This is a genomic window from Saccharothrix ecbatanensis (assembly GCF_014205015.1).
In the GTDB taxonomy this organism is placed as follows: Bacteria; Actinomycetota; Actinomycetes; order Mycobacteriales; family Pseudonocardiaceae; genus Actinosynnema; species Actinosynnema ecbatanense.
Map to the genome: position 1 here is coordinate 5,960,998 of NZ_JACHMO010000001.1, position 26,677 is coordinate 5,987,674.

Sequence of the window (26,677 nt, forward strand, 5' to 3'; positions counted from 1 at the left end):
GCCGACCACCCTCACGTCACGGCGTCACCAGAGCGTCGCGCCGTAGGTGGCCTGGTAGTACGGCACGCTGAGCGCGGCCGGGTAGTACCAGGACACGTTCGCCACGCCGACGACCTGGCCGCAGCGGTTCCTGCCGCCCACGCTGTACAGCTGCGCGCCGCTGGTCACGCCCTCGGCGGTGCGGGTGCCCGAGTTGCGGTAGTTCGAGCCGCCCGAGTCGCCCGGCTCGACGCACGCGTTGTGCCGGGTCAGGTCGTAGACCGTCAGACCGCCGGTGTACGTGACGGTCTGCCGCTTCGCGGTGATGGCGCCGCAGGTCAGCTTGGTGGTGCGGCCGGACTTGCAGATCGCGGTGCCGACCGGGGAGTCGCTGTGCCCGCTCACGACCACGACGCCGCCGTTGGGCGGGTTCACGTCGACCCACGGCCCCTGCGTCCACGCGCCGGTGTTGGTGACGCGGATCAGCGCGTCGTCGTAGGACGGGAAGAACGCGGCCTCCACCGAGCCGATCACCACGCTGCCCTGGCCGCGCACGACCGAGCCGGCCGCGCCGCAGTGGCCCGCGGTCAGCACGTACCGCACACCGGTGCCGGTGTTGCGCATGTTGAAGCCGGCCGAGCAGCCTCCGGACGGGTAGTTGAGGTCGTCGCCGCCGTCGAGGAACGCGGTGGTCTGCGGCTCGGCGTCAGTGGTCTCGACCCGCACCGCGTCGCCGTACTTGGCCAGCGTCTTCAGGCCCTTGGCCCCCTTGAGCGCGGTGACGGTGACCGTGTTGGCGACCGGGTCGACCGACCAGCTGGTGAGGCCGGCGACGGCCGCCTTGTCGGCCTGGCCCGGAGCGGCCTTGCGCTTGGCGTCGCCCTTGCCTCCCGCGAGGGCGTCCAACTCTGCCTTCACGGCTTCGAGGTGGTTCTCGCTGTGCTTGACCACGCGTGCCTGCGCGCCCGCGGCGGTGACGGCGTCCGCCCGGTTCGCGTCGGTCACGCCGACGACGAGCTTGCCCGAAGCGCCGTCGAACCAGGCGCCGCCGAACGCCGCGCCCAACCGTGCCTTCAGCACGTCGTCGAGCCGGTCGGCCGCTTCCTGCTGGACCGCGCGTCTGTTCGCCTGTTCGGCGTCGAGCCCGAGATCGCGCTGCATCGCGGCGAGCACGTCACCCGGAAGACGACCTTCGGTGTCCTGGGATTCCGCGCCGGCGACCAGGGCGCCAGAAAAGGCGAGTATCACTGCCAAAGATCCGGTGAATACGCCACGGAGTGATTTGCGCATGCGCCAGCCTGCTTTCCATCGATTGGTAGAGACCACCCTGACCTGTGCGGATGGTCTTCACCGAAGAAATCGGCAAGCGCACAAGAGCGTTTCTACGACATTCGGGGGAACCCGGGCGGGGCACGCCTGGAAAACGATCAATCAGGCCGCTTTACCGATTCGGTAGGCGACGAGTTCGAGGTGGAGCGCAAAACCGAGCCGTGCGAACAATCGTTGCGAGGACCGGTTACCGTCGAGGATCGCGGCGGCGGCCTGCGGTCGTGCGCCGGACTTCTCGGCGAGCTTCCAGACCAGTTCGGTGACGAGCGCCGCGCCGACGCCCTGCCCGCGCATGTCCGGTTCCACGGCGACGAAGTCGAGGTAGAACTCGCCCGGCTCGGCCTTGCCGGAGGCGTAGCCGAGGACCCGTTCGCCGTCCATCGCGACGACCACGGTGTGCGAACGGCTGCCGTCCACGAGCCTGCGCCCGGACAGGTACGTCTTGGGGAAGCACCGCTCGTGCAGCACCGCCACCGCCTCGTGCACGGCCGGGTCGGTCGGCAGCACGCGCATCTCCCGGGCCGGCCCTGTTCGCGGACAACTCGCCTCACGCAGCAGGAGGGCACGCAGCCCATCGCCGCCCAGGACGTGGATGCCGCACGCGCGGGCGGCCGAGAAGCCGTGCCGTTCGGCGAACGTGGCCAGCTGCCGGTGACCGGTGTGGCCCAGCAGCTCACGATCGACGATGCCTTCGAGCAGTGGTGCGGCCTGGGCGTAGAGGGCGTCGGCGGTCTGGTCCCAGATCCGGCTGCCCGCCGGGTGGTTGACCGGCACGTCGACGAACGGCCCGTGCAGGTAGGCGCGGCCGGACTCGGCGTCGACCTCGACGCTGAGCGCACCGCACACCCAGCCGGAGTCGTCGGTGGCGACCAAGGTGCACGAGGCCCAGTCGGGCTCGAACTCGGCCAGCTCCGCGGAGATCTCGCCGAGCGTCTCGCCGAGGTAGCCGATGTGGTGCGCGTCGTCGGCCTGCAACCGGAGGATCAACGCGAGAACGGCGTCCAGGTCGTCCTGGGCGGCGGGACGGATGTCGTACATGTCTGGAATGGTCACCCGCGAGTCGGACGAACGCGAGGGAGTTTTCGGTGCTGGTGGGGCGGGACGTGACAGAGGTCGCCGAGCTGTGCGGGGCGTTCCTCGAAGGCGCGGTGGACCGGGACTGGACGGCGGTCGTGCCGGGGATGGACTGGACGGTGGCGAAGACGATCGCGCACGCCTGCGACTGCCTGCTCTGGTACGCCACGGACATCACGGCGGGGTCGGTCGAGCTGAGCACGTGGGAGGCCGCCGTGCGGCCCGACTCGTCGCCTGCCGAGCTGGTCAGGACGTTGCGGGCGTTCGCGTCCGTGCTGGCAGCGGTGGTCGAGGCGACCCCTGAGGACGCGCTCGGCTGGCACCCGTGGGGCCTGGCGGACCCGGCCGGGTTCGCCGGCATGGGGTGCGACGAGATGCTGGTGCACACCCACGACGCGGCACGCGGCCTCGGGCTGGAGTTCGCGATGCCGCCGGAGTTCGCGCGGAAGGTGCTGACCCGGATGTTCCCCGAGGCGCCGACCGACCGCGACCCCGTCCGGACTCTGCTGTGGGCGAACGGCCGGATCCCGCTGGACGACCTGCCGAAGCGCACCGGATGGCGCTGGCACTGCGCTCCCCTGGGCTCCCCGGCACTAGCGTCGGGGGCATGACGGACGACGTCCTCGACATCCCGTTCGCCGACGCCTTCTCCTTCGACCCGTCGCCCACGTGGGCGAGGTTGCGGGAGGAGGCGCCGGTGGTCCGGGTCCGCACCCTCGCCGGCGCGCTGGTGTGGCTGGTGACCCGCTACGACGACGTGAAGCTGGTGCTGGCCGACCCGCGGTTCAGCCGTGCCGGCGTGGTGGCGGCGGGCGCGCCGCGCGTGGGCGTGTCCCGGCCGCTGCCCGGCACCCTGCCGACCACCGACCCGCCCGAGCACACCCGGCTGCGCAAGCTGGTGTCCGGCGCGTTCTCGCACCGGCGGATCGAGCAGACCCGGCCGTGGGTGCGGGAGCTGTGCGAACAGCTGGCGGACGACGTGGTGGACGGCGTGGACCTGCGACAGGTGTACGCGCTGCCGTTGCCGATCCAGGTCATCTGCACGCTGCTCGGCGTGCCGTACGAGGACCGGGAACGGTTCCGGGAGTGGGTCGAGCTCGCGTACAGCATGGAGATGTCCGAGCAGCCGCGGGTCGAGGCGGCGATGGCGAGCCTGCTGGAGTACATGGGCACGCTGGTCGCGGCGAAGCGGCGTGAGGCTCGGTCGGACGACCTGCTGGACGAGCTGTGCACGACGCCGTTGACGCACGACGAGCTGGTCGCGTTCGCGTTGAACCTGCTGGTGGCGGGGCACGAGACGTCCGCCAACCAGATCACCAGCTTCGTCGCGACCCTGCTGCGGGAGCGGTCGCAGTGGGAACGGCTGGCGCGCGACCCGTCGCTGGCGCCGAGCGCGGTGGAGGAGCTGATGCGGTTCACCAGGCTCAGCGAGGTGGGCCAGCTGCGGGTGGCGTCGGAGGACGTGGAGATCGCCGGCGTGGTGATCCGCGCGGGTGACGGCGTGATGGCGGCCATCGGCTCGGCCAACCGCGACCCGCGCGCGTTCGCCGCACCGGACCGGCTGGATCTGGGCCGAACGCCCAACCAGCACCTGGCGCTCGGTGCGGGTCCTCATTTCTGCCTCGGCGCGCAATTGGCCCGGATCGAGCTCCAGGAGGCGCTGGCGGTGTTGACGCGGCGGTTCCCGGGACTGCGCGCGGCCCGGCCGGTGGAGGAACTGGCTTGGCGGAAAGTGCTGGTCAGCGGCCTGGCGGAGCTGCCGGTCGTGATCTGACCGGGCGTTGTCGGACGTCCGGGCGGACGCCGGGCGTAGTAGCCGGAACCGCGTATCGACACACCGACGCGACGTCACCGATGACCGACATCTATTGCCGCGCGTTTCGCAGTGGGGAACCCTGGGACCGTGAGCGAGGAAACGATCCAACTCGAACTCAACGACAGCGGGGTGGCGGTAGACCTACCGATGCCTGCCAACCAGCGGGACACCGTGCAGGAGGTCCCGTACCGGCCGGTCGAGTTCCGTGACGACGACCTGCCCAACGCGTTGGAGCGCGCGGCCTCCTGGCTGCGGCAGACGCAGGACTGGCTCGGTGAAGCGGTCGACGTGATCGCGGTCCACCTGGACTACGACGACACCAAGGGCTCGCCCTACTACGCCCTCAAGTTGCTCTGCAACGAGGAGGATTTGGCGGGCGTGCCGCGGCTCGTGCGCGAACACGATCGCACTACTGACGAGTAACGTAAGCTGGACACATGCCAGATCGCGTGTACCCGCCGGTGATCGCCGCGGCCAAGCTGATGTTCCGCGTGCTCGACATGCGGATCACCGTGGAGGGCTCGGACCACGTGCCGGCCACCGGCGGGGCCGTGCTGGCCTCGAACCACGTTTCGTACCTGGACTTCATCTTCGCCGGCTACGGCGCGCAGCCCGCGCGCCGGATGGTCCGGTTCATGGCCAAGCACGAGGTGTTCAAGCACCGGGTGTCCGGCCCGCTGATGCGCGGGATGCACCACATCCCGGTGGACCGGGCCGCCGGGCAGGCGTCGTTCCAGCAGGCGTTGGACGCGCTGCGGGCCGGTGAGGTCGTCGGGATCTTCCCGGAGGCCACGATCAGCCGGTCGTTCACCGTCAAGGAGGTGAAGAGCGGCGCGGTCAGGTTGGCGGCGGAGGCCGGCGTGCCGCTGCTGCCGACTGCCGTGTGGGGCACGCAGCGGTTGTGGACGAAGGGCAGGCCGAAGTCGCTGACGCAGCGGCACGTGCCGATCACGATCATCATCGGTGAGCCGATGGAGCCGACCACGGACGCGGCGCTGCGTGAGCGGATGCAGGAACTGCTGGACTCCGCGCAGGCCCGTTACGCGGACTCGGGCGAAGGCCAGTGGTGGCAACCCGCGCACTTGGGCGGCACTGCCCCGACGCCCGAAGAGGCCAAGCAGCTGGACGCCCGCTAGTCCCCTGCCCTGACGGCCGGCACGGCATCGCTCTCGGCCACCGCGGGGATCACCGGACCGACCGGACCTGCGTTCCGCAGTGGCTGGGACGCCCTGTCCTACCTCCCGATCACCCATTCGCCACCTGCTCTGACCTGCGTATTCTGGGCCCCGGTCCTGTTGACGCACCGGCAGGGAGGTGCCCGCGCATGAGCGACGAGCCCAGCCTCGGCGAACGCGTCAAGCGAGCCCCCGCGTCGTGGACAAGGACGTACCTCAACTCCTCGGCCAGACCAGCACCATCGCGCCGCAGGTGGACGAGGAAGCGGTCGGCATCCTCGCCATCCGCGACGAGTTGACGTCGCTGTCGGACTTCCCCGGCCTGGTCGACGAAGAAGTCTTCAACGACTCGCCGCCGACCGTGGACGGGTTGCGCATGGCGCTGGCGCAAGCCGAGTCGATTCGACAACACGGTTCCTTCGCCCAACTCGGCGTCATGCTGCCCGGCCTCTTGGCGGAAGCCCGCGCTGCGGTGCGCGAACTGTCCGGCGACGACCAGTTGATCGCGCACGGCCTGCGCTCCGAGGTCATCCAGATCGCCTCGACCATGCTGACCGCGCTGGGCAAACCGGATATCGGGTACACATGAGCTTGGCTCGGACGGCGGCGGCCAGGATTGGCAAGGACACCAACATCCACGCCACGCCGTTCGGGCCGACGAACGCCGGTATCGCGGCGGTGAACGCCGCAGTGGAGAGCGAGCGCTTCGACTACGCCTTGGAACTCGTCAAGTCGGTGCCGCACAACGGCTGGGTCTCGCCGACCTGGCGAGCGCGACACTTGCTCGACGTCGCCATCGCGCACAGTGAGCTGAACCAGGACGAGGCGGCGACCGACAGACTCCTCGCGCAGAGGAGATCGCGCCGGAGTGGGTGCGCTACCACACCTTGAGCCGCCAGACGGTGCGCGAATTGACGGAGCGGGCCCGCCGCAAGCAAACCCCGCTACTTCAGTTGGCCGACCGGCTGAAGATAGAGCTGTAGTCGTTGATCGCGGCCCCGCCTTCACCTAGGACACCGCGTCCCAGGCAGCCTGCTCATCTGGCACAACCGACGCTTCGCCGATCCGGTGGACGAACAGCCCGTCACCAGTCCCTGCCTCCGGCCGATCGCGGAAGCAACCACCGATGTCTCGCAGGTGCGGGAATGGTGGTCGGCTCCCGGCCTGCACCAGCCCAACGTCTTCACCGTGACCGGTCCGGGCCTGGGCGCGTTCATGGTGGCCGAGCCGCTGGTCATGGCACTGGCGGACGACCCGTGGTTCGCCGCTTTCCCAACGCCGGCGTTGTCCTTCCCGAACATGCCGATTGCCTACTTCCTGGTCCTGCCACCACTGCCGGCGGTGCTGCTGGGCCATGAGGCGCGCGTGGTCGAGGCGGGGTTGCCGCTGCCACTGCCGCCGAGCGCCCTCGAAACCACGCCGGTGATCTGGCTGGTCACTCCCGAGCAGGCGGGCAACGTCCTGATGCCCGGTGACGTGCTGGCCGACCTCATCCAGACCTACGAAAGGAAGAGCGCGTGAACGACTTGGCCGGGGTCGGGCAGAGCACGAACGTGGACAGGGTCTTCACCGCTCTGTTGCACGAGGTGGCGAAGGAGGAGGCACCACGGTTCTTCGCCATCGTCGAGGAGTACGGCAATGCGGAAGACGCCCGGGTCGCGGGCTATGGCCTCGCCTACGCCGACCGAGCCGAGGTCGACGCCGTGGAAGGCGGCTTCCGCCTCAGCTCTGAGAGCGCCGAGAGCGCCCGAACGCTGTTCGAGATCACAAGCGGGGACGAGGCGGTGCGGCGGGTGCATCTGGTGTGGCTGAACTGACCCGTCCGCGCCGCAGCACCCATTCCGCGACCAGCAGGTTCGGCACCCACGAGCCGAAAGACGGTGAAGACGCGCGTCAAGCACCTGCTGGCCAGCCGAACGCACGGACAGAACTGCCCGAGGAGGGCCGACGTGATCTCGGCCCTCCCAGGACAGTTCGGCAGGAAGATCAGATCTTGCCCGCCACCACGTCGGCGAGGTTCACGCGGGACGACTTGTAGTCCACCACCCAGTGCTTGGACGGTTCCGCCGAGTCCTTGGCCGGGATGATCTCGGAGCGGATCGGCAAGCCGTTGTCGGCGTTGACGGTGAGCACGTACGTACTGCGGCCCGCCTGAAGGGCGGGGGCCGCGGTGAGGGTCAGCGCGGCCTGGCCGTCGACGTCGGTCGTGCCGATGGTCACGTCCTGGATGGTCGCGAGCAGCTTCAGCACCCCCGCGCGGACGTCCGCGTTGGAGGCGGCGATGTACAGCGCGTACGTGGTGTTGTCCCACAGCGTGCTGTTGATGCCATCCTCCAGTTCCTTGCCCGTGGGGCGCGGCTTGGGGTCGGGCATCTTCTTGCCGATCTTGCGGAGCTCCTCGGCATTCTCCGCCTGGGCCTGCGCCCACGCCTTGTCCGCATCGGCGGGGCTCAGGCCGACTCCCCAGACGTTCCTGCCCGAGGCGGTGATCATCTCGATCCTGGCCTTCTCCACGTCGCCGTTCGCGGCGAGGCGGGCCGCCGCCGTCACGTTCGCGTCGTACGGCAGCGCATCGTCCGCGTCGCCCTTGGCGACTGTGGCTGCCAGGCTCGTCGCCGAGTCGCCGCGGAAGACCTGGCCCTTGTCGGTGTAGACGGTGTAGTAGTGGGACGGCGTGTTGTCCGGCCCGTACTTCGTGTTGATGATCAGCGACGCGTCTCCTGGTAGTGTGCCGGCCGCCTTGACCTCGGAGGCCAGCTTCACCAGCGGTGACTCGACCACCACCGGCGGGGCCGCGTCGGCAGGGCCGACCGGGACGTTGCCGCCCGTCGTACCCATCACCACGGCCGCCGCGACGGCTGCCGCGCCCACGGCGGCGACGCTGACCTTGGGCCAGGAGAACCAGCGCTTCGGTCGCACGACCGTGTTCACGGGTTCCGCCATCGCCGTGTGCAGCGCCGTGCGAGCACGGTCGTAGGCCTCGGGACTCGGGGACGGCACTTCACGCAGCTTCTTCATCAGATCCATTTCATCCATTGGGGTGTCTTTCACGTTGTCGGGACTCGCAGCAGCGCGGCCACCTCGGGTGCCTCACGCAACGTCTTGCGCGCCTGGTGCAACAGGCGGCGGGCCGTGCCCGCGGGGATGTCGAGCACCCGTCCGGCCTCCGCGACGGTCAGGTCTTCCCAGGCGACCAGGCCCAGCACTTCCCGCTCTTCCGGTTTGAGCCGAGCCAGTGCCCTCCGGAGCTGTGCCTGCATGTCCACGCGGGCGTCCACCGCCGGCCAGGGATCCCAGTCGCCCGCCATGCGGGTCAGGTCCGACGCCGGCTGTTCGACCGGTTCGGACCGCCAGTGCCGTCGCAGCCTGTTCAGTGCGACGCCGTACAACCAGGGCCTGGCTTCGGGGTATGAACCGTCATAGGTCGCACGGGACTCGTAAGCCGCCACCCACACATCGCCGAGCACGTCCTCGGCGGCCTGCCGCCCCACTCTGCGCGCGAGGTAGTTCCCGATCGCGGCCTCGTGGCGACCGATTACTTCCACGAAGGCATCGGTGTCTCCGCGCAGCGATCTGCCGATCAGTTCCGCGTCTGACGGCATGTTGCTCCTAGGGTTTCGCTTCGCCCTTGCACCCCGTCTTTGCCAACGCGGGCCGAAAGCGTTCAGGTTGCTTCGCCGCATGACGAACGTCGTCGTCGGAGCAGGGGCGTTGTGCGCCGCAGAGGGCGCCGCCGCACGACCGGCCAGCGCTTCTACAACGGGCGGCGCAGGTGGGCTTGGAGTTCGCGGGCCACAACGGTGTGGGCGGCGTTTCCCCAACCTGGCGAACGTTCGGGGTCAGCGCGCTAAGCAGGTTCGGCGGGCGGTGCCGCTTCCGGCTCGACGGCGGGCGCGGGCTCAGCGGCGGGCGCGGGCTCAGCGGCGGGCGCGGGCTCGGCGGCGGGCGCGGGCTCGGTGGCGGGCTCGGCAGCGAGTTCGGCGGCGTCGGCGGTCGGAACGACCTTGCCCTCCAAGACCGCGGCAACCGCGGCGGCGACCTTGGCGCGCTTCGGCTTGTCCTCACCGCGCAAGCGCTGCGAGATCACCTGGCTGATGCCGTCACCCCGCATCGACACGCCGTACAGCGCGTCCGCGATCTCCATCGTGGGCTTCTGGTGCGTGATGATCAACAGCTGCGAGTGCTCCCGAAGCTGCTCGAACAGCCCGATCAACCGGTGCAGGTTGGTGTCGTCCAGGGCCGCCTCGACCTCGTCCATCACGTAGAACGGCGACGGCCGGGCCCGGAAGATCGCCACCAGCATGGCCACCGCCGCCAGCGACTTCTCCCCACCGGACAACAACGACAGCCGCTTGACCTTCTTCCCCGGCGGCCGGGCTTCCAGTTCGATGCCGGTCGTCAGCATGTCGCCCGGCTCGGTCAGCACCAGCCGACCCTCGCCACCCGGGAACAGCACCTTGAACACGATCTCGAACTCGCGCGCGACGTCCTCGTACGCCGACGAGAAGACCTCCAGGATCTTGTCGTCGACGTCCTTCACCACGGTCAGCAGGTCGCGCCGCGTCGCCTTGATGTCCTCCAGCTGGTTGGACAGGAACTTGTACCGCTCCTCCAGCGCCGCGAACTCCTCCAGCGCCAACGGGTTCACCTTGCCCAGCAGCGACAGGTCCCGCTCGGCCCGCTTCGCCCGCCGCGCCTGCGTGTCCCGGTCGAACGGGATCGGCTGCGGCGGCGTCACGGCCTCGCCGCGCTCCTTCGCCGCCTCGTACTCGGCGACCTCCTGCTGCGACGGCGGGATGAACACGTCCGGCCCGTACTCGGCGACCAGGTCCTCCAGGCCGATGCCGAACTCCTCGGCGACCTTGGTCTCCAGCTGCTCGATCCGCATCCGCTGCTCGGCCCGCAGCACCTCGTCGCGGTGCACGGCGTCGGTCAGCTTCTCCAGCTCACCGGACATCTCGCGGACCAGGTTGCGGATCTGGGCGAGGTACGTCTCGCGCTGCGTCCGACGTTCCTGCGCCGTGTCACGTTCGCGGGCGGCACGTGCCAGGGAGGCGGCGATCTTCTCCAACGCGATCTCGCCGCCGCGCACCACGGCCTTCGCCACCACCGCACCCCGTGCCCGCGCCGCGTGCGCGCGCTGGGCACGTTCCCGCGCCTCACGTTCCGCACGCGCCGCCCGCCGCAGGCCCTCCGCCTTGCCCTGCAACGCACGGGCGCGTTCCTCAGCGGTCCGCAACGCCAGCCGGGCTTCCACCTCGCCCTGCCGCGCGGCGGCCAGCTCGGCGGCCATCTCGTCACGGTGGGAGGTGTCCGGCTCGTCGTCCAGCGGCTGCTCCTGCGCCACCAGCAGCCGTTCCTCCAGCTCGGCCAGCTTGAGCAGGTTCTCCTCTCGGGCGGCCTCGACCTTCTCCCGCTGCACCCGCACGCGCTCGACCTCGGCCTCGGCCGAACGCACCGCCGAGACCAGCCGGTTCAGCCGTTCGGACGACCGCGCGCGCCGCACCTTGGCCTCGTTGAGCTGGTCCTTCACCGCGGTGACCTCGGCCCGGCGCGACTGCTGCTCGGCCCGTGCGCCTTCAAGAGCGGCAGCGGACTGCTCCAACGCGCGCTCCGCCAACGCCAGTTTCTCGGACGCCTCGTCCACCGCGGCCTGGACCTCGATGACGCTCTGGCTGCGCCCGGACCCGCCGACGGCCCAGTCCGCGCCGAGCACGTCACCGTCCCGCGTCACCGCCCGGACCGACGGGTGCGCGTCCACCAACGCCCGCGCGGTGGCCAGCGAGTCCACCACGGCGACCTTCTCCAACGCCCGGTGCAACGCGGGCCGCAGCGGTTCCGGCGCCTGCACCTGGTCGACCGCCCACCAGGCGCCGTCAGGCAACAACGGCCAGCCAGACCGGTCCACGCTCACCGGCGCGCCACCCACCAGCACGCCGGCGCGACCGGTGTCCTGCTCCTTCAACAACTCCAGCGCCGCCACCGCGTCCGCACCGGACGCCACCGCCACCGCGTCCGCGATCGGCCCGAGCGCCGCCGCCAACGCGACCTCCGCCCCCGGCTCCACGGTCAACAACGCCGCGACCGACCCCAGCAAGCCCGGCAGCCTGGACGCCAGCAACGCGCCCGCGCCGTCCTTCCGCGTCAGCCCCAACGACAGCGCGTCCACCCGCGCCTTCCACGACGCGATGTCCCGCTCGGCCGTCCGCTCGGCCTTGACCAGCTCCTCGACCCGACGCCGTGCCGCGTCGTCCGCCTCGACGGCCAGCCGGTGCCGCTCGTCCAGCCCAACGTCGTCCTCGTCCTCGGTCCCGGTCACCTCACGGGCCTCGGCCAGCTCCAGCTGCACGACCTCGGACCGCTCGACCGCCTCGGCCAGCGCGGTCGACATCCGCTCGATCTCCTCGGCGGTCGCGCTCGTCTTCGACCGCAGCGCCTCCACCTGCCCGGACAGCCGGGCCAGGCCCTCACGCCGGTCCGCGATCGCCCGCACGGCGGCCAGGTGCGCCTTCTCCGCCGCGGACACCATCCGCTCCAGCTCGGCCCGCGTCTCGACGGCCTCGGCCAGCCCGACCCGGGCCTCCGTCACGCCGTCCTGGAGTTCCTGCTCCAGCACGGCGGTCTGTTCGGCCTCGGCCTCCAGCTCGTCCGGGTCACGTCCGCCGCGCGGCGCGTCCACGGCCGCCGACAGGTGCCGTTCCCGCTCCACCGCCAACCGGACCGTGCCGCGCAGCCGTTCCTCCAGCGCCGACAGCCGGTACCAGGTGTCCTGCGCCTGCTGGAGCTTCGGCGCGTCCGCCGCGACCTGGTCCTCCAGCTCGTTCTGCTGCACCTGCGCCTGCTGGAGCGACTTCTCCACCTCGGCGCGGCGGGCACGGGCGACGGCCTCGTCCTGCTCCTCGCGGGCCAGCGACTCGCGCTGCGTCACCAGGTCGTCGGCCAGCAGCCGCATCCGCGAGTCACGCAGCTCGGACTGCACGGCCTGGGCGCGGCGGGCGATCTCGGCCTGCTTGCCCAGCGGCTTGAGCTGACGGCGCAGCTCGGCGGTGAGGTCGGTGAGGCGGGTCAGGTTCGCCTGCATCGCCTCCAGCTTCCGCAGCGCCTTCTCCTTGCGCTTGCGGTGCTTGAGGACGCCCGCGGCCTCCTCGACGAACGCGCGCCGCTCCTCGGGCTTGGACTCCAGGATCGCGGCGAGCTGGCCCTGGCCGACGATCACGTGCATCTCGCGGCCGATGCCGGAGTCGCTCAGCAGCTCCTGGATGTCCATCAGCCGGCACGAGTTGCCGTTGATCTCGTACTCGGTGGCGCCCTCGCGGAACATCCGGCGGGTGATCGACACCTCGACGTAGTCGATCGGCAGCGCGCCGTCGGAGTTGTCGATGGTCAACGTCACCTCGGCGCGGCCCAGCGGCGCGCGGCCGGACGTGCCGGCGAAGATGACGTCCTCCATCTTGCCGCCGCGCAGGTCCTTCGCGCCCTGCGTGCCCATCACCCAGCGCAATGCGTCGAGCACGTTCGACTTGCCGGACCCGTTCGGTCCGACGACGCACGTGATGCCGGGCTCGAAGCGCAGCGTGGTAGCCGAGGCGAAGGACTTGAAGCCCTTCAGCGTCAGGCTCTTGAGGTGCACGCGGGGCAGAGTACCCGTGCGGTCACCCAACCAGGTGTAGGCACGCTGACCAGCGCGATCACGGCCGAACCGAGACCAGCACCTTCATGTCGACGACCAGATCGAGCCGTTCTATCTGGTCCACCGGGAACGAGGTGGAGCCCGGGATGCGCTCGCCCGGCGCGTGGTCGCTGCCCCACCAGCCGCCGATCTCGGTGCGCCCGGCGCGGTCGTGCACGATCAGCTTGCACCGCAAGCCCTTGGGCATGTTCTCGATCTTCATCCACAGCTCGGTGCCCCAGGACTTGCCGACGAGGTCCGCGCTGGCCACCACGCCCGACGTGCCGTCGGTCGCGTGCCACGTCACGGCGGCGGGGCTGTCGTCCCCGGTCAGCCGCGGCACCAGGACCGCTCCCAGCGCGACGAGCACCACCAACACCCCCGCGCCGACCAACATCATCAGCCGACGCTTGCGCGGCGCCGGCGGCTGGGGCTCTTCCTCAGCCGGCAACGGCCACAGGTCCGGCTCGAGCGCCGGGTCCTCGAACGGCAGCTCCAGGTCCGACAGCTGGACCTGGCATAGCAACCCGGGCAACGGCGCGAGCCGCACCATCTCCCGGCGGCAGATGGAGCAGCCGCGCACGTGCCGCTCGAACGACGACCGCTCCACCGGGTCCAGGGAGCCGAGCAGGTACGCGCCGAGCGCGACGGTCCGGTCACAGCTCATGATTCGGTTACCCCCCGCTCCTCCAGCGCGTCGCGCAACGCGCGCAAGGCGTAGAAGCAACGCGACTTGACCGTGCCGGACGGGATGCCGAGCACCGCTGCCGCCTCGGCGACCGAACGCCGCCGGTAGTACAGCTCGACGACCACGTTGCGGTGGTCGACGCTCAGGGCTCGCAGCGCCTCCGCGACCTGCCAGCTCTGGAGGACGTGGTCCACCTCGTCGGCGACCGGGGGCAGGTCACCGGGCTCGATCGGCACCTCCGAGTTGCGCCCGCCGCGCTTGCGGAAGCCGGAGATGACCAGGTTCCTGGCCACCGTGTAAAGCCACGGCCCCGCGTCGGCGGGTGTCAGCTCGTCGGCGTGCCGCCAGGCGCGCAGCAGCGTCTCCTGGACCACGTCCTCGGCGTGCTGGTGGTCACCGCCGACCAGACGCATGACGTAGCCGTGCAGCGGGCCGCGCCAACGGCCGTACAGCTGCCTGACGACATCTTCGCCACGGTCCACATCGAAGTAGTACGCCACCGGGCGCTTGTGCGTTCAACGTTCGACGAAACCGTTGAATCCGCCCCGGGCCTCCGACCAGCGCTCCACGACCGAGTCCACCCGACCGGGGGTATCGCCCGAACGGAGTGCAACCAGCAATTCCCGACACGCCGCTTCGGCCCCCTCCGCGTTCACCTCGACGCGGCCGTCACGGAGATTGGACGCCGAACCGACAAGTCCCAGCTCAAGTGCCCTCGCGCGGGTCCACCACCGAAATCCGACGCCCTGCACATGGCCCCGCACCCAAGCGGTGAGGCGCACGGTTCGCTCTACTTCAGCCACGACAGCCATCCTGTCATTTCACCCGTTAGTGGTACGGTGCGCGACCGTGACAGCACGGCGCGGTAACCGATCGGTGATCGGCGGACTCGTCGGCCTGCTCCTCGGCGCGGCCGGTGCGACCGGCGTCGCCTTCGCCAACCCGGACCAGCTCGCCCCGTTCGTCGGGGAAAGCGCAGCACAGAGCGCGGATCCGGACAACATCGGCGTCGGTGGTGTCGGCGGTGTCGGCCAGCCCGCGCCGAGCCGTGTGCCGGAGGTCCGGCCGACCACCCAGGCGCCGCCACCGCCCGCGACCACCACCACCACGACGACGACCACCGAGCCGACCACCACGACCACGACCGTCCAGACGACGACCACCACGCCGCCGGAGCCCGCCCCCGAACCCACCACGACACCGCCGCCCGCCGACGTGCCGCAGGTCCAGCAGGTCGTGGCACTGGTGAACGAGGCGCGCGACCTGGCGGGGTGCAATCCGGTGAAGGTGGACGACCGGGTCGTCAAGGCCGCGCAGGGCCACAGCGCCGACATGGCCGCGCGCAACTACTTCTCGCACACCACCCCCGAGGGCGTGGACTTCGCCGAGCGGATGCGCGCGGCGGGCTACCCGAGCCCGGGCGGGGAGAACATCGCGAAGGGGCAGCGCTCGGCCGAGCAGGTCATGAACTCCTGGATGAACTCGGACGGGCATCGGCGCAACATCCTGAACTGCGGGTTCACCACCATCGGCGTGGGTCTGGACACCCGCGCGTGGACCTGGACCCAGAACTTCGGCTGGTAGAGACGTCACGACCATGGGAGAACCGTTGTACGAGACCCCGGAGCCCGGGCGCACCCGACCGCGTGTGTCGCCACACGTGCTGCTGGCCGCGTCCGGTGTCGCCGTGTCGACGATCTTCGCCACCGTGGCGTCCTTCGCGGGCGCGAGCACGGACGCGTCGTCGGGCAACCAGTTGCCGCAGGACGTCGTGTCGCGGAGCAGCATCACCACGACGTCGCACACGTCGTCGCTGTCGTCGATCAGCCCGACCACGACGACGGAGAGCACCACGACGACGACCGAGACGACCACCACGACTCCGTCGCGCCGCACCCGCGTGACCACGGTGACCAGGCCGGACGGCACCACCACGACCACCACCGTGGACGACCCACAGCCGCAGCCGCAGCCGACGACCACCACGAAGGCCACGCAAACGACGACCGCGCCGCCCACGACCACTACGACCACGCCCCCGCCGGTCACCACGACGCCACCACCAGTGACGACGACGACCACGACCTCGGTGCCGCCGGTGGATCCGCCGGCGGCCGCGGCGCCGTAACGAGGTCGTCCGGAGCAGGTAACGGTCCTCCACACCATCGTGTGGAGGACCGTTCTAGCGGTTGAGAAGTCCGGCCCACCGGGCCGATAACCCGAACACGTGACCATCCATCCGGGTTTCCCACAGGGAGATGGTGTGTTCGAGGAAGTCCCCCCACCGGCGTCGAAGGAGAAGTTCCCTTCACTGGTGCTGCTCGCCGCGGGCGGCGCCGTCGTCGCCACCGTGATCGCCACCCTCGCCTCCGTGCTCGCCACGGACGGGCCGAAGCCCGGTCCACCCGGGCCGGCGGCCGAGGCGAGGACGAGCGCGTCGGTGAGCCACGTGCCGAACGCCCGGACCGCGACGGTGGTCGTCACGGTGTCCACCCAGGTGGCCGCCAACCAGCGCCCCCAACCCGGCACGAAGCCGGAGGAGCAGGCCCCGCAGGCGAAGCCGGAGGAGGACCCGGGGGCGCAGCCGACCGAGCCGACGTCGGAGTCGACCATGACGACGACGGCCGGGCCGCAGCCCACGACCCAGCCGCCGACGAGTCGGCCGACGAGCAACCCGCCGACGTCCTTCGAGCCTCCGACGCCCACGTCGTCCTCGGGCACCACCACGGCCACGACGCCGTCCGGGCCGTAGCCGGGGGACGGGCTACCAGACGTCCCCGTCACGCCAGTCGCAGGTGAGGTCGCCGGACAGGTCGAGCGGCGCCACCGGCAGGACGAAGACCCCGTCGTCCTCCTCCTCGGTGCGCTCGACCCCGGCGGGCGTCAACGCGAACGTCCGCCCTCGCCACCGCTGCCACCCACGCGCCGCGTAGAACTCCAGTGCCTCCTCCGACGCGCTGAGAGCGCCGAGGGCGTACGCACCGCGCACGACGTCCTCCAGGGCCGCCATCACCACCCCGCCGACCCCCTGACGGCGTCGATCCGCCCGCACCGCGACACCCTCCACGTAACCGGTCCGCAGCGCCCGGTCCGCGTGCAGCAACCGCCGCTGCACCACCGCGCCGTGCCCGATCAGCTCGTCGCCGTCCCAGACCAGGGCGTGCACGCCGCCGAGGCTGTGGTCCCAGTCCTCATCACCGAAATCGCCGTCGAACGCCGCGTCGAGCAGTTTCCGGATGGCGGCGATCGTCGAGTCGGACAACTGCCAGGTATGGATTACCGAAACTTGTGACACAGTTCACACCTTAACGTTGTCACCACCACGCCTTCCGTCTCGCTCCCACCTTGACGAAAGGACGGGAACAATGACTGAGCACATCGTGGTGGTCGGAGCGGGTTATGCGGGTTTGGCCGCGGCCAAGCTGGCCGCGAAGTGGACCGATTCCCGCGTCACCCTGGTCAACGCACGGGACCGGTTCGTGGAGCGGGTCAGGCTCCACCAGCTCGTGACCGGGCAATCGTTGCGCGACCTCCCGCTCGCCGACCTCGTCAAAGGCACGGGCGTCGACTTGGTGGTGGACCAGGTGACGGCTATCGACCCCGACGCCCGCAAGCTCCAGCTCACCGACCGGATGCTGACCTACGACCGGCTGATCTACGCCGTCGGCAGTCACGCAAGCCTGGACGGCGTCCCCGGCGCCGCCGAACACGCGCACGCGGTGTCCACCCTCGAAGACGCCGAAAAACTCGCCGCGGCACTGAAGAACACGCGCACGGTCGCCGTCACGGGCGGTGGGCTGACCGGGATCGAGACCGCCGCCGAACTGGCCGAGTCCCGCCCGGACCTGGACGTCCTGCTGGTCACCGACGGCGGCTTCGGCCAGGCCCTGTCGGCGAAGGGCGCACGGCACCTGCGCAAGACGTTCGACCGGCTGGGCATCCGGGTGCGCGACCACGCGAAGGTCGGCGAGGTCCGCGCCGACGGCCTGGTGCTCGACAACGGTGAGCGGATCGCCGCCGACACGGTCGTGTGGACGGCGGGCTTCCGCGTGCCCGACCTGGCGGCACGAGCCGGGTTCGCGGTCGACGACCACGGCCGGATGGTCGTGGACGAGACCCTGACCTCGATCTCCCACCCGGACGTGACGGGCATCGGCGACGCCGCCGCGATCAAGCGGCCCGACGGTCTGGAACTGCGCATGGCGTGCGCGACCGGTTTGCCGACGACTCAGCAGGCCGTGCGCGGCCTGGCGAAGCGGCTGCACGGCGAGGAGCCGGATCCGATCGGCTTCCGGTACATCCAGCAGTGCATCAGCCTGGGCCGCCGGGACGGGCTGATCCAGTTCGTGAACACCGACGACAGCCCGAAGGAACGCGTGGTCACCGGACGGGCGGCGGCGTTCTACAAGGAACTCGTGTGCCGCGGCACGATCGTGTTCGAGCGCCATCCCACCATCCCGGCGGGCTGAACCCCGTCACGGCTCGAAGCGGTAGCCCATCCCCGGCTCGGTCACCAGGTGCCGGGGATGCGCCGGCTCCGGCTCCAGCTTGCGCCGCAACTGGGCCAGGTACACCCGCAGGTAGTGGGTCTCCTTCTCGTACGCGGGGCCCCACACGTCCTGGAGCAGCTGCTTCTGCGCCACCAACCGGCCCCGGTTGCGGGCCAGGATCTCCAGCAGGCCCCACTCGGTCGGCGTCAGGTGCACCTCGACGCCGTCCCGCCGCACCTTCTTCGCCGCCAGGTCCACGGTGAACGACGCCGTCTCCACGATCGCGTCCTCACCCTCCACGACCGCCGCACGGCGCACCGCGGCACGCAGCCGGGCCAGCAGCTCGTCCATCCCGAACGGCTTGGTCACGTAGTCGTCGGCGCCCGCGTCCAACGCCTGCACCTTGTCCGCTGAGTCGACCCGCGCGGACAGCACGATGATCGGCACGGTGGTCCAGCCGCGCAGGCCCGTGATCACGGTGGTGCCGTCCACGTCGGGCAGGCCCAGGTCCAGCACCACCACGTCCGGCTTGTCCTCGGCCGCCACCTTGAGCGCTGTCGTGCCGTCGTACGCGGTCAGGACCGAGTAGCCGCGGGCCGACAGGTTGATCCGCAACGCCCGCACGATCTGCGGCTCGTCATCGACCACCAGCACCTTCGTCACGCTGAGACACTACGCCCGGAACCCGCCGCGACACCGTGACCGACTACGTTCGGCGAACTTCCTGACGCGGCCTTGACGCGGCGCCCGACACCTTTTAGGTGTTCTGCCGGACTCTTCTCCGCATTCATGCGGAAAGCGTGAGTACATCCGGGTGCGAATGAATCCGTTTACTGGACAGCTGTACTGCGATAGTGCGAATGTCCTGTCCGAATTCGGACACTTGCTCACTCACAGTGAGCCACGAGGAGGTCTGATGACCACCAACCTGACTAATCAGGACGCGTTACAACTCGTGGTCGCCGTGCACCGGCTGATCCGGAGTCTGCGCCAGTCCGCGTCCGTTCGGCGGCTGCAACCCACGCAACTGCTGGTGCTCGCGGAACTGGCGTCACAGGGGCCGATGCGGATCGGCGAGATCGCGGTGCGCGCGCTGTGCTCGCAACCCACGGCGACCACGGTCGTCACGGGCCTGGAATCCGGCGGGCTGGTGCGCCGCGAATCCGATCCCGCCGACGGGCGGGCCACCATCGTCGAGCTGACCGGCCTCGGACGGGAAACCATCCTGTCCCTGGCGCACGGCGAGGCGGAGTTGTTGTCGGACAGGCTTTCCCGGCTGTCCGCGGAGGAACTCGAAGCGCTCAGATGCGCGACCCCGTTGTTACGCAGGCTGGCGGACCCGGCGACGCGGTGACCGACCCGGCGGCTGATCAGCCGCGCACGACCACCCGTGCCCGATCATTCCCACGGGGACGCGGTTGGCAGCGCGGGCACGAATACGACGAGCGGTTCATGAAGGGCTCGCGCCTGATCGGCGTACCGCACCGCCGGCACGGCTCATCCTCCTGCCCGTACACGGCCAGTGACCGGTCGAAGTAGCCCGACTGGCCGTTCACGTTGACGTAGAGCGCGTCGAACGACGTGCCGCCCTCACCCAACGCCTCGTGCATCACCTGCGTGGCGTGCGCGAGCAGCTCGGCGGCCTTCGGCCTGGTCAGCCGGTCCGCCGGACGCAGTCCGTGCAGCCTGGCCCGCCACAGCGCCTCGTCCGCGTAGATGTTCCCGATGCCGGACACCAGCGTCTGGTCGAGCAGGGCGCGCTTGATCTCGGTGCGCCGCCGCCGCAACGCCGCAATGGCCGCGTCCGGGTCGAACGCCGGGTCCATCGGATCGCGCGCGATGTGCGCCACCGGCTGTGGCAGCCACGTGCCGTCGACCTCCACCAGGTCGGCCAACGCCAGGCCGCCGAACGTGCGCTGGTCCACGAACCGCAGCTCGGGGCCGTCGTCGGTGAACCGGACCCGCACCCGCAGGTGCTTCTCGTCCGGCGCGTCCGCGGGCTGGACCAGCATCTGGCCACTCATGCCGAGATGTGCGAGCATCGCCTCGCCACCCGAGAGGTCGACCCACAGGTACTTGCCCCGCCGACGGGCGGCGTCCAGGCGTTGCCCGGTCAAGCGCATGGCGAAATCCGCCGCACCGGGCAGGTGGCGGCGGATCGCGCGTGGATGCAGGACGTCGACCGAAGCGACCGTCCTTCCGGCGACGTGCTCGTGCAGACCTCGGCGGACTACTTCTACCTCGGGCAACTCGGGCACGGCCGGGAAATCAGTCCTCGGTCTCGTGCTCGGCGGCCTCGGCCTCGGCACGCTCCAGCTCTTCGAGCATTTCGTAAGCGGCGGCCTGCGGCTTGGTCGGCTTGAGCATCCAGCCGCCCGCCTGGGCGGTGTCGCGCACGAGGACCAGACCCTGGATGCCGCCGTTGCGGCTCGCGTTCAGCGGGCGGGACGAGCGCGCGTGGTGCGCGCGCCGGTTCGTCCGGACGTTCGTGGCATACATTTCGGCGTCAGTCTTCCTGAGTAGGTGAAGCCTGAGGTAAAGCCTGGGGTGAAGTCTGGTTGCCCGCCGAGTTGGTTGCGTGGCCGTTCCCGGACGCGGCGGCCTCTTGCTCGCCGCGGACCCGTTCGTGCAACACGCGGTAGGCGGCCTCGGCCGCCTTCTGCTCGGCTTCCTTCTTCGTCTTCCCATCGCCAGTGCCGTAGGCCTGGCCACCGACGTGCACCGTCGCGGTGAACTCCTTGCGGTGGTCAGGACCCTGGTCGTCAACCCGGTACTCGGGGACGCCCAGGCCTGCCGAAGCGGTCAGCTCTTGCAGACTGGTCTTCCAGTCCAGCCCGGCGCCACGCAGCGGCGCTTCCGCCAACAACGGGTCGAACAGGTGGTGAACCAGTTGACGCGCGGTCTCTATGCCGAATTGCAGGTACACCGCGCCGATGACGGCTTCGAGGCCGTCCGCGAGGATGCTCGCCTTGTCCCTGCCGCCGGTCAGCTCCTCGCCGCGACCGAGCAGGAGATGCCCGCCCAACCCGTCGTCGCCCAACCCCCGGGCCACACCCGCCAGGGCGTGCATGTTGACCACGCTCGCGCGGAGCTTGGCCAACTGCCCCTCGGGCAGCTCGGGGTGGGTCTGGTACAGGTGGTCGGTGACGACGAGGCCGAGCACCGCGTCGCCGAGGAATTCCAGTCGCTCGTTCGGCGGCAGACCGCCGTTCTCGTACGCGTACGACCGGTGTGTGAGCGCGAGCGTCAGCAGCTCGGCGTCCAAAGGGACGCCGAGCGCTTCGATCAACGGGGCGCGGTCGGCGGACCGACCGCGCGACGACCTACCCCCCACGATTCGCCGCTACCTTCGCCAGAGGGGTGATCAGGCCGGCTGAACGACCTGGCGGCCGTCGTACTGGCCACAGGTCGGGCAGGCGATGTGCTGCGGCTTCGGCTGGCGGCAGGCCCTGTTCTGGCAAGCCACCAGGTGCACGGCACTGGTCTTCCACTGAGCGCGGCGCGAGCGCGTGTTCGAGCGCGACATCTTCCGCTTCGGGACGGCCACGACTAGTTCTCCTCTGGATTGTCACGATTCCCGTCGACCCGCTCTTGAAGTGCGGCCCAACGGGGGTCAATCGTCTCATGCCCGTGGTCAGGGCCGAGATCAGCCAGCTTGCCGCCGCAGTCGACGCACAGCCCGAGGCAGTCCGGCGAGCAGAGCGGCACCTGTGGCAGCGCGAGCACGAGGGCGTCACGCACCACGGGTTCGAGGTCGAGCAGGTCGTCGTGCAGACGGCTGACCTCGTCCTCTTCGGTGGTCTCGTCGGTGACGCTGTCCGGGTACGCGTACAGCTCGGTCAGCTCCACCTCGACCTGCGCGGACAGTGGCTCCAGGCAGCGCGAGCACTCCCCTTCGACCTCCGTCGCGGCCGTGCCCGTCACGAGCACGCCTTCGACCACCGACTCCAGCAGGAGGTCGAGTTCGACGTTGCCACCCGACGGCACCGCGATCACGCCCGCGAGGCCGAGGCCTTCGGCGGGCACCGCCCTGCGCAAACCGCGGCTGGAGCCCGCACGACGCCCGAGGTCCCTGGTGTCGATGACCCAGGGCCCGGTCGCTGTGGGACGCGCGGAGGCGTGACGATGCTCAGACATGATGTTTGGTGTGCGATCGGGGACTTACCACGACCAGCCGGTCAAGGGTACGGGACAACCGGCGTCGACGTGAAATCGGCAGGTGGGGCGTAGTTCGGTCGGGTCTCACTTGGTCCTAATCGCGGTAGTCGAACGGTGCGGCGGCGCTCGCCACGGCCGGGCCTCGCAGGTGCGAACGGCCCTTCCCGACGCTGCGCAGGGTGTGCGCGAGCAGGTCCTCGAAGTCGGCCAGCTTGCCGTCCACGTACGCGTCGCACTCGCCGCGCAGCCGGATGGCCTCCGTCTGGGCGGCCTCCAGCACGCGGATGGACTCGACGTGCGCGGCCTGCACGACCTCGGTCTGGTCGACCAGGCGCGCCTGCTCCGCCCGGCCCTCCTCGATCGCGCGCTCGTAGTTGGCCCGGCCGGCCTGGACCATGCGGTCCGCCTCGGCGTGGGCCCGGCCCACCAGGTCCTCGTACTCCTGTCGGCCCGCGGAGACGGTGCGCTGCGCCTGGTCCTCGGCCTCGGCCACCATCCGCTCGGCACGCGCGCGCGCCTCGGACAGCATCCGCTCGGCCTCGTGCTGCGCCTCGGCGACCATCCGCTCGGCGTCGGAACGGGCCTTGCTCACGGCCTGGTCCGCGTCGTGCTGCGCCTTGCCGACCAGCTCGTCGCGGTGGTCCAGGACGTCCTGGGCGTCGTCCAGCTCGGCCGGGATGGCGTCGCGCACGTCGTCGAGGAGTTCGAGCACGTCACCGCGCGGCACGACGCACCCGGAGGTCATCGGCACGCCACGCGCTTCCTCGACGATCGTGACCAGCTCGTCGAGGGCCTCGAACACCCGGTACACGTCTCACTCCTCGCGCCCACAGCAGTACCCGTCCCAGTGTGCCCTGCCGATCTCGTCGCCGCCGGGAGATCGGCAGGGCGTGTCCGACTACCGGGTGATGTCCACCACGACGAAAGTCGCGTAGTGGTCCGGCGTGTAGAAGTACAGCTTCGGGCTCGCGTTGCCGGTCACGATCCGCCGCGCGCCGCGCGTGGAGATGCCCGGCGTCTTCACCGTGTACTCCTTGTAGTAGCCGGTGTAGCAGGCCGGGAGGATGCCCTCGCGGTTGTAGAACGTCTGGTTGTCCTGCGAATACGGGTAAGGCCCGCCGCGCTGGACGAGCCGGACGGTGTCCGTCGCCTGGGTCGGCAGGCTGGACAGGGCGACCTTGCGGAAGGCCGAGGTGTCACCGCAGGCGGCCTGCGCCACCTCGACCGCGAACGCCGGGCCGGACGTGACGGACGCGCCCGCGAGGACCAGCAGCAGGGAGAGCAGCACCTTCACGGTGCGCGATGTGATCTCGCTCATGATCGTGAACGGTAACCACACCGGGTGACAGGAGAGCGGGATCCGAGTTAACCGCGTGTGACCGGTCAGCGACTCTCTGCGAGCCGGGCGAGGAGCCGGTCCTTGATGGCCGGCGGCACCAGGCTGGTGACGTCGCCGCCGTACATGGCCACGTCCTTGACCAGGGAGCTGGCCAGGAAGCTGTAGATGGGGTTGGTCGGCATGAACAGCGTCTCCACGCCGGTGAGCTGGTAGTTCATCTGCGCCATCTGCAACTCGTAGTCGTAGTCGCTGACCGCGCGCAGGCCCTTCACGATGGCCTGGATGTCGTTCTCACGGCAGTAGTCGACCAGCAGGCCGTACCAGGAGTCGACGCGCACGTTCGGCCACTGCGCGGTCACCTCGCGCAGCATCTCGGTGCGCTCCTCGACCGAGAAGAGCGTCTTCTTGGTCTTGTTGATCATCACCGCGACGACGACCTCGTCGTAGAGCTTCGCGGCTCTGCCGATGATGTCCAGGTGTCCGTTGGTGGCCGGGTCGTAGGAGCCGGGGCACACGGCACGCGTCATGGTTTCGGACGGTAGCACCCGATCGGACGCATCCACTCAGGCGCGTGGTCCGCATCACCCGGAGGCGTCAACGTGTTCCGCCCAATGCAGCGCCGTGTCGCCATATCGCTTGCTGCGCAAGGATTCCACGGGAGTTGGCCACTTCGGTTCGGGACTCCGCGCACCGCGTTCCACGATGATCACCGAGCCCGGTTTCGTCCAACCGTTGGTGACCAGCCCTTGGAGGACCCGGTCGAGCTGCTCGTCGGTCACCGCGTAGGGCGGATCGGCGAAGATCACATCGCACGGGGAGTCCGCCGCCGCGGCCACGACGGCCTCCGCGGTCCGGTTCACGACCGTCGCGCCGGGCAACGCGACCAGCCGGACGTTCGCTTTCAAGACTTCGGAAGCCCGCTTGTCCGACTCCACGAACGTGGCCCGCGCCGCACCCCGGGAGAGTGCTTCGAAGCCAAGCGCCCCGGACCCCGCGTAGAGGTCGAGCACACTGGCGCCGTCCAGGTCGACCCACGCTTCGAGCGAGCTGAACAACGCCTCCCGGACGCGGTCGGAAGTAGGGCGGGTGCCACGCGGCGGCACCTGAAGTCTCCGGCCACCCGCGGCGCCCGCGACGATCCTGGTCACCCGGTCATCGTCTCATCGTCCGAGGTGCGCTCCGCCGTTCACCGCGACAACCTGCCCGGTGACGTGCCCCGCCTCCGGTGAAGAGAGGAACGCCACCGTCGCCGCGACATCGGCCGGCGTCCCGGCCCGGCCGTTGGCGGTCTGCGCGACAAGCGTCCTGTACCGCTCCTCGCTCATACCCCCACCGAAGAACTCGGTCTCCGAGACGTAGCCGGGCGCGACCACGTTCGCGGTGATGCCACGCCCACCGAGCTTGAACGCCAGCTCAGCCGTCCAAGCCTCCACCGCCGCCTTGGCCGCACCGTAACTCCCACCACCACGCCGACCGGCGATGGAGCCGATCGTCACGACCCGACCCTGATCGGCCAACCGCTCTTGGAGCGCCGTGGTGACGAGCACGGCGGTGACCACGTTCGCCTCGTACATCGCCAGCCACTGCTGCTTGAGGTCATCACCGTCGACCAGACCGCCGGCGTTGTTGACCAGCACGTCCACCCGCTCGGGCAGGTGCTCCAGAGCCGCGTCGACCGCAGCCGGATCAGCCGCGTCGAACGCGACGGCCCGTGCCCCGATCTCAGCCGCGGCCTGCTTCAGAACATCCTCACGCCGCCCGGTGATCACCACATCGAGCCCGCGCGCCACCAGCTCCGCAGCGATGGCCCGACCGATCCCGGTCCCACCACCCGTGACCACTGCCGTCCTCATACCGCTCATCCGAGTGCCTGCCACCATCCGTCGACCGCCGGGGGTTGATCGACGTCGATCCTCTCACCGGGCCGGGGCACGGCAAGCGGGATTTCGTTCGCCTTCGCCTCCCGCCACACCCGGTCCACCGGCTCGGACCAGTCGTGGAAGGCCAAGTTGAAAGTGGCCCAGTGCACCGGGATCAGCAGACCACCCTGAACGTCCCGGTGCGCCGCCACGCCTTCCTCAGGCGTCATGTGGATGTCCGGCCACCCGGGCCCATAGGCGCCGATCTGGATCAGCGAGGCATCGAACGGCCCATGCTCCTCACCGATCCGCTTGTAGCCGTCGAAGTAACCCGTGTCGCCGCTGTAGTACACCCGGTGCCGAGGCCCCTTCACGACCCACGACGCCCACAGCGTGTTGTCCCTCTTGAAGCCCCGCCCTGAGAAGTGCTGCGCCGCCGTGGCCACCAGAGTGACCCCCGCCACCTCGTGCGACTCGTCCCAGTCCAACTCCACGATCCGGTGCTCGGGAACCTTCCACCGACGCAGATGAGCCCCGATACCCAGCGGAACCACGAAGACCGCGTCCTGGTCCCGGGTCAACGCCCGCACCGTAGGCAGGTCCAAGTGGTCGTAGTGATCATGAGAAATCACCACCGCGTCGACCTGCCCCACCTCGTCCAACCGGTGCGGCACCGGGTGCAGCCGACGCGGACCGACCACAGGGGACGGTGAACACCGGTCACTCCACACCGGATCGACGAGGATGCGCGCACCGTCGATCTCGATCAACGCCGACGCGTGCCCGTACCAGGTGATGTGCAGCCCATCCGGTGTCCCCACGACAGGAGGCACCAAGGGCACCTCCCCCACCGGGTGCCGCTGCTGCCCTCCGAACAACAACTCCCGAAACGTCCCAGCCGCGCCATCCGGCATCGTCCGGGTCTGCGAGGCGTTGTGGAACTTCCCATCCCGATACCGAGGCGACCGCAACACCCGATCACCGCCAGGCTTCCCACCCAAAGCCGAGGGCACATCCCGCGCCGCCCAAGCGACAGCCCCAGCAGCAAGAGCGAGCAACCCGACCGCGACCTTCTTCATGAAGCCTCCAACGCCACATCAG

34 protein-coding genes are annotated in these 26,677 nt (G+C 70.0%); 13 read left to right on the plus strand and 21 right to left on the minus strand.

What is annotated here, in order from left to right; genetic code table 11:
- Positions 1-24: 24 nt before the first annotated feature.
- The gene (locus F4560_RS25260; RefSeq protein ID WP_312869866.1) at positions 25-1,227 is read right to left on the minus strand and encodes a S1 family peptidase; all 1,203 of its coding nucleotides are present in this window, start codon (positions 1,225-1,227) and stop codon (positions 25-27) included.
- A 183-nt stretch (positions 1,228-1,410) separates the two neighbouring features.
- Entirely contained in the window at positions 1,411-2,346 is a 936-nt protein-coding gene (locus F4560_RS25265; RefSeq protein ID WP_184923844.1) for a GNAT family N-acetyltransferase, read from the minus strand.
- Between the two features lie 47 nt (positions 2,347-2,393).
- On the opposite strand from F4560_RS25265, the gene F4560_RS25270 reads away from it, so the two are divergent.
- From F4560_RS25270 to F4560_RS25305, 8 genes are all read left to right on the plus strand, one after another.
- On the plus strand, positions 2,394-2,993 hold the full coding sequence (locus tag F4560_RS25270) for a maleylpyruvate isomerase N-terminal domain-containing protein (protein ID WP_312869472.1): 600 nt from the start codon (positions 2,394-2,396) through the stop codon (positions 2,991-2,993).
- Positions 2,990-4,156 carry a cytochrome P450 gene (locus tag F4560_RS25275; RefSeq protein WP_184923846.1) on the plus strand — a complete coding sequence of 389 codons (1,167 nt, stop codon included), beginning with the start codon at positions 2,990-2,992 and terminating at the stop codon, positions 4,154-4,156. The genes F4560_RS25270 and F4560_RS25275 overlap by 4 nt, the downstream gene beginning before the upstream one ends.
- Before the next feature lie 129 nt (positions 4,157-4,285).
- Positions 4,286-4,621: a hypothetical protein gene (locus F4560_RS25280; protein WP_184923848.1), complete on the plus strand. Its 336-nt coding sequence runs from the start codon at positions 4,286-4,288 to the stop codon at positions 4,619-4,621.
- Positions 4,622-4,635: 14 nt separating this feature from the next.
- Positions 4,636-5,334, plus strand: coding sequence for a lysophospholipid acyltransferase family protein (locus tag F4560_RS25285; protein WP_184923850.1), 699 nt, complete (start codon positions 4,636-4,638; stop codon positions 5,332-5,334).
- Positions 5,335-5,572: 238 nt separating this feature from the next.
- Complete coding sequence (locus F4560_RS25290; RefSeq protein ID WP_184923851.1) at positions 5,573-5,962, plus strand: hypothetical protein; 390 nt, start codon at positions 5,573-5,575, stop codon at positions 5,960-5,962.
- A complete protein-coding gene (locus F4560_RS25295; protein ID WP_184923853.1) occupies positions 5,959-6,264 on the plus strand; it encodes a hypothetical protein in 306 nt (101 codons plus the stop codon). Before F4560_RS25290 ends, F4560_RS25295 begins: the two co-directional genes overlap by 4 nt.
- A 177-nt stretch (positions 6,265-6,441) precedes the next feature.
- Positions 6,442-6,894, plus strand: a complete 453-nt coding sequence (locus F4560_RS25300; RefSeq protein WP_184923855.1) for a hypothetical protein — start codon at positions 6,442-6,444, stop codon at positions 6,892-6,894.
- The gene (locus F4560_RS25305; RefSeq protein ID WP_184923857.1) at positions 6,891-7,190 is read left to right on the plus strand and encodes a hypothetical protein; all 300 of its coding nucleotides are present in this window, start codon (positions 6,891-6,893) and stop codon (positions 7,188-7,190) included. Before F4560_RS25300 ends, F4560_RS25305 begins: the two co-directional genes overlap by 4 nt.
- Before the next feature lie 169 nt (positions 7,191-7,359).
- Here the strand turns inward: F4560_RS25305 and F4560_RS25310 are convergent, their stop codons facing one another.
- The 6 genes from F4560_RS25310 to F4560_RS25335 all read right to left on the minus strand — a co-directional run bounded on the left by F4560_RS25310 (position 7,360) and on the right by F4560_RS25335 (position 14,542).
- Positions 7,360-8,409: a hypothetical protein gene (locus F4560_RS25310; RefSeq protein ID WP_246477882.1), complete on the minus strand. Its 1,050-nt coding sequence runs from the start codon at positions 8,407-8,409 to the stop codon at positions 7,360-7,362.
- Positions 8,410-8,420: 11 nt separating this feature from the next.
- Positions 8,421-8,975, minus strand: coding sequence for an RNA polymerase sigma factor (locus F4560_RS25315; protein WP_184923859.1), 555 nt, complete (start codon positions 8,973-8,975; stop codon positions 8,421-8,423).
- A gap of 245 nt (positions 8,976-9,220) precedes the next feature.
- The gene (gene smc / locus F4560_RS25320; RefSeq protein WP_184923861.1) at positions 9,221-13,003 is read right to left on the minus strand and encodes a chromosome segregation protein SMC; all 3,783 of its coding nucleotides are present in this window, start codon (positions 13,001-13,003) and stop codon (positions 9,221-9,223) included.
- 58 nt (positions 13,004-13,061) lie between these two features.
- Positions 13,062-13,709 carry an anti-sigma factor family protein gene (locus F4560_RS25325; RefSeq protein WP_184923863.1) on the minus strand — a complete coding sequence of 216 codons (648 nt, stop codon included), beginning with the start codon at positions 13,707-13,709 and terminating at the stop codon, positions 13,062-13,064.
- Positions 13,706-14,230 carry a sigma-70 family RNA polymerase sigma factor gene (locus F4560_RS25330; RefSeq protein ID WP_446692411.1) on the minus strand — a complete coding sequence of 175 codons (525 nt, stop codon included), beginning with the start codon at positions 14,228-14,230 and terminating at the stop codon, positions 13,706-13,708. The genes F4560_RS25325 and F4560_RS25330 overlap by 4 nt, the downstream gene beginning before the upstream one ends.
- A 15-nt stretch (positions 14,231-14,245) precedes the next feature.
- Positions 14,246-14,542, minus strand: coding sequence for an acylphosphatase (locus F4560_RS25335; RefSeq protein WP_184923865.1), 297 nt, complete (start codon positions 14,540-14,542; stop codon positions 14,246-14,248).
- A 37-nt stretch (positions 14,543-14,579) separates the two neighbouring features.
- Between F4560_RS25335 and F4560_RS25340 the strand changes: the two genes are divergently transcribed.
- The 3 genes from F4560_RS25340 to F4560_RS25350 all read left to right on the plus strand — a co-directional run bounded on the left by F4560_RS25340 (position 14,580) and on the right by F4560_RS25350 (position 16,482).
- Positions 14,580-15,314, plus strand: coding sequence for a CAP domain-containing protein (locus tag F4560_RS25340; RefSeq protein ID WP_184923867.1), 735 nt, complete (start codon positions 14,580-14,582; stop codon positions 15,312-15,314).
- Positions 15,315-15,327: 13 nt separating this feature from the next.
- Positions 15,328-15,858 (plus strand): hypothetical protein, encoded by a 531-nt coding sequence (locus F4560_RS25345; RefSeq protein ID WP_184923869.1) that lies wholly within the window; start codon positions 15,328-15,330, stop codon positions 15,856-15,858.
- 135 nt (positions 15,859-15,993) lie between these two features.
- Positions 15,994-16,482, plus strand: a complete 489-nt coding sequence (locus F4560_RS25350) for a hypothetical protein (RefSeq protein WP_184923871.1) — start codon at positions 15,994-15,996, stop codon at positions 16,480-16,482.
- Between the two features lie 12 nt (positions 16,483-16,494).
- Here F4560_RS25350 and F4560_RS25355 read toward each other — a convergent pair whose 3' ends face one another.
- Entirely contained in the window at positions 16,495-17,025 is a 531-nt protein-coding gene (locus tag F4560_RS25355; RefSeq protein ID WP_184923873.1) for a GNAT family N-acetyltransferase, read from the minus strand.
- A gap of 70 nt (positions 17,026-17,095) precedes the next feature.
- Here F4560_RS25355 and F4560_RS25360 point away from each other — a divergent pair, with 70 nt between their 5' ends.
- Complete coding sequence (locus F4560_RS25360) at positions 17,096-18,199, plus strand: NAD(P)/FAD-dependent oxidoreductase (RefSeq protein WP_184923875.1); 1,104 nt, start codon at positions 17,096-17,098, stop codon at positions 18,197-18,199.
- A gap of 6 nt (positions 18,200-18,205) precedes the next feature.
- Here F4560_RS25360 and F4560_RS25365 read toward each other — a convergent pair whose 3' ends face one another.
- A complete protein-coding gene (locus tag F4560_RS25365; RefSeq protein WP_184923877.1) occupies positions 18,206-18,883 on the minus strand; it encodes a response regulator in 678 nt (225 codons plus the stop codon).
- Between the two features lie 253 nt (positions 18,884-19,136).
- Here F4560_RS25365 and F4560_RS25370 point away from each other — a divergent pair, with 253 nt between their 5' ends.
- The gene (locus tag F4560_RS25370) at positions 19,137-19,574 is read left to right on the plus strand and encodes a MarR family winged helix-turn-helix transcriptional regulator (protein WP_184923879.1); all 438 of its coding nucleotides are present in this window, start codon (positions 19,137-19,139) and stop codon (positions 19,572-19,574) included.
- 16 nt (positions 19,575-19,590) lie between these two features.
- On the opposite strand, the gene mutM is transcribed toward F4560_RS25370, so the two are convergent.
- The 11 genes from mutM to F4560_RS25425 all read right to left on the minus strand — a co-directional run bounded on the left by mutM (position 19,591) and on the right by F4560_RS25425 (position 26,655).
- A complete protein-coding gene (gene mutM, locus F4560_RS25375; protein WP_184923881.1) occupies positions 19,591-20,478 on the minus strand; it encodes a bifunctional DNA-formamidopyrimidine glycosylase/DNA-(apurinic or apyrimidinic site) lyase in 888 nt (295 codons plus the stop codon).
- A 10-nt stretch (positions 20,479-20,488) separates the two neighbouring features.
- A complete protein-coding gene (locus F4560_RS25380; RefSeq protein WP_184923883.1) occupies positions 20,489-20,719 on the minus strand; it encodes a hypothetical protein in 231 nt (76 codons plus the stop codon).
- Between the two features lie 7 nt (positions 20,720-20,726).
- Positions 20,727-21,554 carry a ribonuclease III gene (rnc, locus tag F4560_RS25385; RefSeq protein WP_184923885.1) on the minus strand — a complete coding sequence of 276 codons (828 nt, stop codon included), beginning with the start codon at positions 21,552-21,554 and terminating at the stop codon, positions 20,727-20,729.
- Positions 21,555-21,584: 30 nt separating this feature from the next.
- Entirely contained in the window at positions 21,585-21,767 is a 183-nt protein-coding gene (gene rpmF, locus F4560_RS25390) for a 50S ribosomal protein L32 (protein ID WP_033437598.1), read from the minus strand.
- A gap of 2 nt (positions 21,768-21,769) precedes the next feature.
- Entirely contained in the window at positions 21,770-22,357 is a 588-nt protein-coding gene (locus tag F4560_RS25395; protein WP_184923887.1) for a YceD family protein, read from the minus strand.
- A 115-nt stretch (positions 22,358-22,472) separates the two neighbouring features.
- Positions 22,473-23,189, minus strand: coding sequence for an SPFH domain-containing protein (locus F4560_RS25400; protein WP_184923890.1), 717 nt, complete (start codon positions 23,187-23,189; stop codon positions 22,473-22,475).
- A gap of 87 nt (positions 23,190-23,276) precedes the next feature.
- Positions 23,277-23,696, minus strand: coding sequence for a guanyl-specific ribonuclease (locus tag F4560_RS25405; RefSeq protein WP_184923892.1), 420 nt, complete (start codon positions 23,694-23,696; stop codon positions 23,277-23,279).
- A gap of 65 nt (positions 23,697-23,761) precedes the next feature.
- Positions 23,762-24,244, minus strand: coding sequence for a pantetheine-phosphate adenylyltransferase (gene coaD, locus F4560_RS25410; RefSeq protein ID WP_184923894.1), 483 nt, complete (start codon positions 24,242-24,244; stop codon positions 23,762-23,764).
- A 54-nt stretch (positions 24,245-24,298) separates the two neighbouring features.
- Positions 24,299-24,865 (minus strand): 16S rRNA (guanine(966)-N(2))-methyltransferase RsmD, encoded by a 567-nt coding sequence (rsmD, locus tag F4560_RS25415; protein WP_184923896.1) that lies wholly within the window; start codon positions 24,863-24,865, stop codon positions 24,299-24,301.
- Between the two features lie 12 nt (positions 24,866-24,877).
- Positions 24,878-25,579: an SDR family NAD(P)-dependent oxidoreductase gene (locus F4560_RS25420; protein WP_376775342.1), complete on the minus strand. Its 702-nt coding sequence runs from the start codon at positions 25,577-25,579 to the stop codon at positions 24,878-24,880.
- Complete coding sequence (locus F4560_RS25425) at positions 25,576-26,655, minus strand: MBL fold metallo-hydrolase (RefSeq protein ID WP_184923900.1); 1,080 nt, start codon at positions 26,653-26,655, stop codon at positions 25,576-25,578. Before F4560_RS25425 ends, F4560_RS25420 begins: the two co-directional genes overlap by 4 nt.
- Positions 26,656-26,677 lie beyond the last annotated feature (22 nt).

Bases quoted from the DNA above. Each gene is read 5' to 3' on its own strand.
- F4560_RS25265 (WP_184923844.1), bottom strand. From the start codon at position 2,346: ATGTACGACATCCGTCCCGCCGCCCAGGACGACCTGGACGCCGTTCTC.
- F4560_RS25275 (WP_184923846.1), top strand. From the start codon at position 2,990: ATGACGGACGACGTCCTCGACATCCCGTTCGCCGACGCCTTCTCCTTC.
- F4560_RS25285 (WP_184923850.1), top strand. From the start codon at position 4,636: ATGCCAGATCGCGTGTACCCGCCGGTGATCGCCGCGGCCAAGCTGATG.
- F4560_RS25295 (WP_184923853.1), top strand. From the start codon at position 5,959: ATGAGCTTGGCTCGGACGGCGGCGGCCAGGATTGGCAAGGACACCAAC.
- F4560_RS25310 (WP_246477882.1), bottom strand. From the start codon at position 8,409: ATGGATGAAATGGATCTGATGAAGAAGCTGCGTGAAGTGCCGTCCCCG.
- F4560_RS25315 (WP_184923859.1), bottom strand. From the start codon at position 8,975: ATGCCGTCAGACGCGGAACTGATCGGCAGATCGCTGCGCGGAGACACC.
- F4560_RS25325 (WP_184923863.1), bottom strand. From the start codon at position 13,709: ATGAGCTGTGACCGGACCGTCGCGCTCGGCGCGTACCTGCTCGGCTCC.
- F4560_RS25335 (WP_184923865.1), bottom strand. From the start codon at position 14,542: ATGGCTGTCGTGGCTGAAGTAGAGCGAACCGTGCGCCTCACCGCTTGG.
- F4560_RS25345 (WP_184923869.1), top strand. From the start codon at position 15,328: ATGGGAGAACCGTTGTACGAGACCCCGGAGCCCGGGCGCACCCGACCG.
- F4560_RS25360 (WP_184923875.1), top strand. From the start codon at position 17,096: ATGACTGAGCACATCGTGGTGGTCGGAGCGGGTTATGCGGGTTTGGCC.
- F4560_RS25370 (WP_184923879.1), top strand. From the start codon at position 19,137: ATGACCACCAACCTGACTAATCAGGACGCGTTACAACTCGTGGTCGCC.
- F4560_RS25380 (WP_184923883.1), bottom strand. From the start codon at position 20,719: ATGTATGCCACGAACGTCCGGACGAACCGGCGCGCGCACCACGCGCGC.
- F4560_RS25395 (WP_184923887.1), bottom strand. From the start codon at position 22,357: ATGTCTGAGCATCGTCACGCCTCCGCGCGTCCCACAGCGACCGGGCCC.
- F4560_RS25405 (WP_184923892.1), bottom strand. From the start codon at position 23,696: ATGAGCGAGATCACATCGCGCACCGTGAAGGTGCTGCTCTCCCTGCTG.
- coaD (WP_184923894.1), bottom strand. From the start codon at position 24,244: ATGACGCGTGCCGTGTGCCCCGGCTCCTACGACCCGGCCACCAACGGA.
- F4560_RS25420 (WP_376775342.1), bottom strand. From the start codon at position 25,579: ATGAGCGGTATGAGGACGGCAGTGGTCACGGGTGGTGGGACCGGGATC.
- F4560_RS25425 (WP_184923900.1), bottom strand. From the start codon at position 26,655: ATGAAGAAGGTCGCGGTCGGGTTGCTCGCTCTTGCTGCTGGGGCTGTC.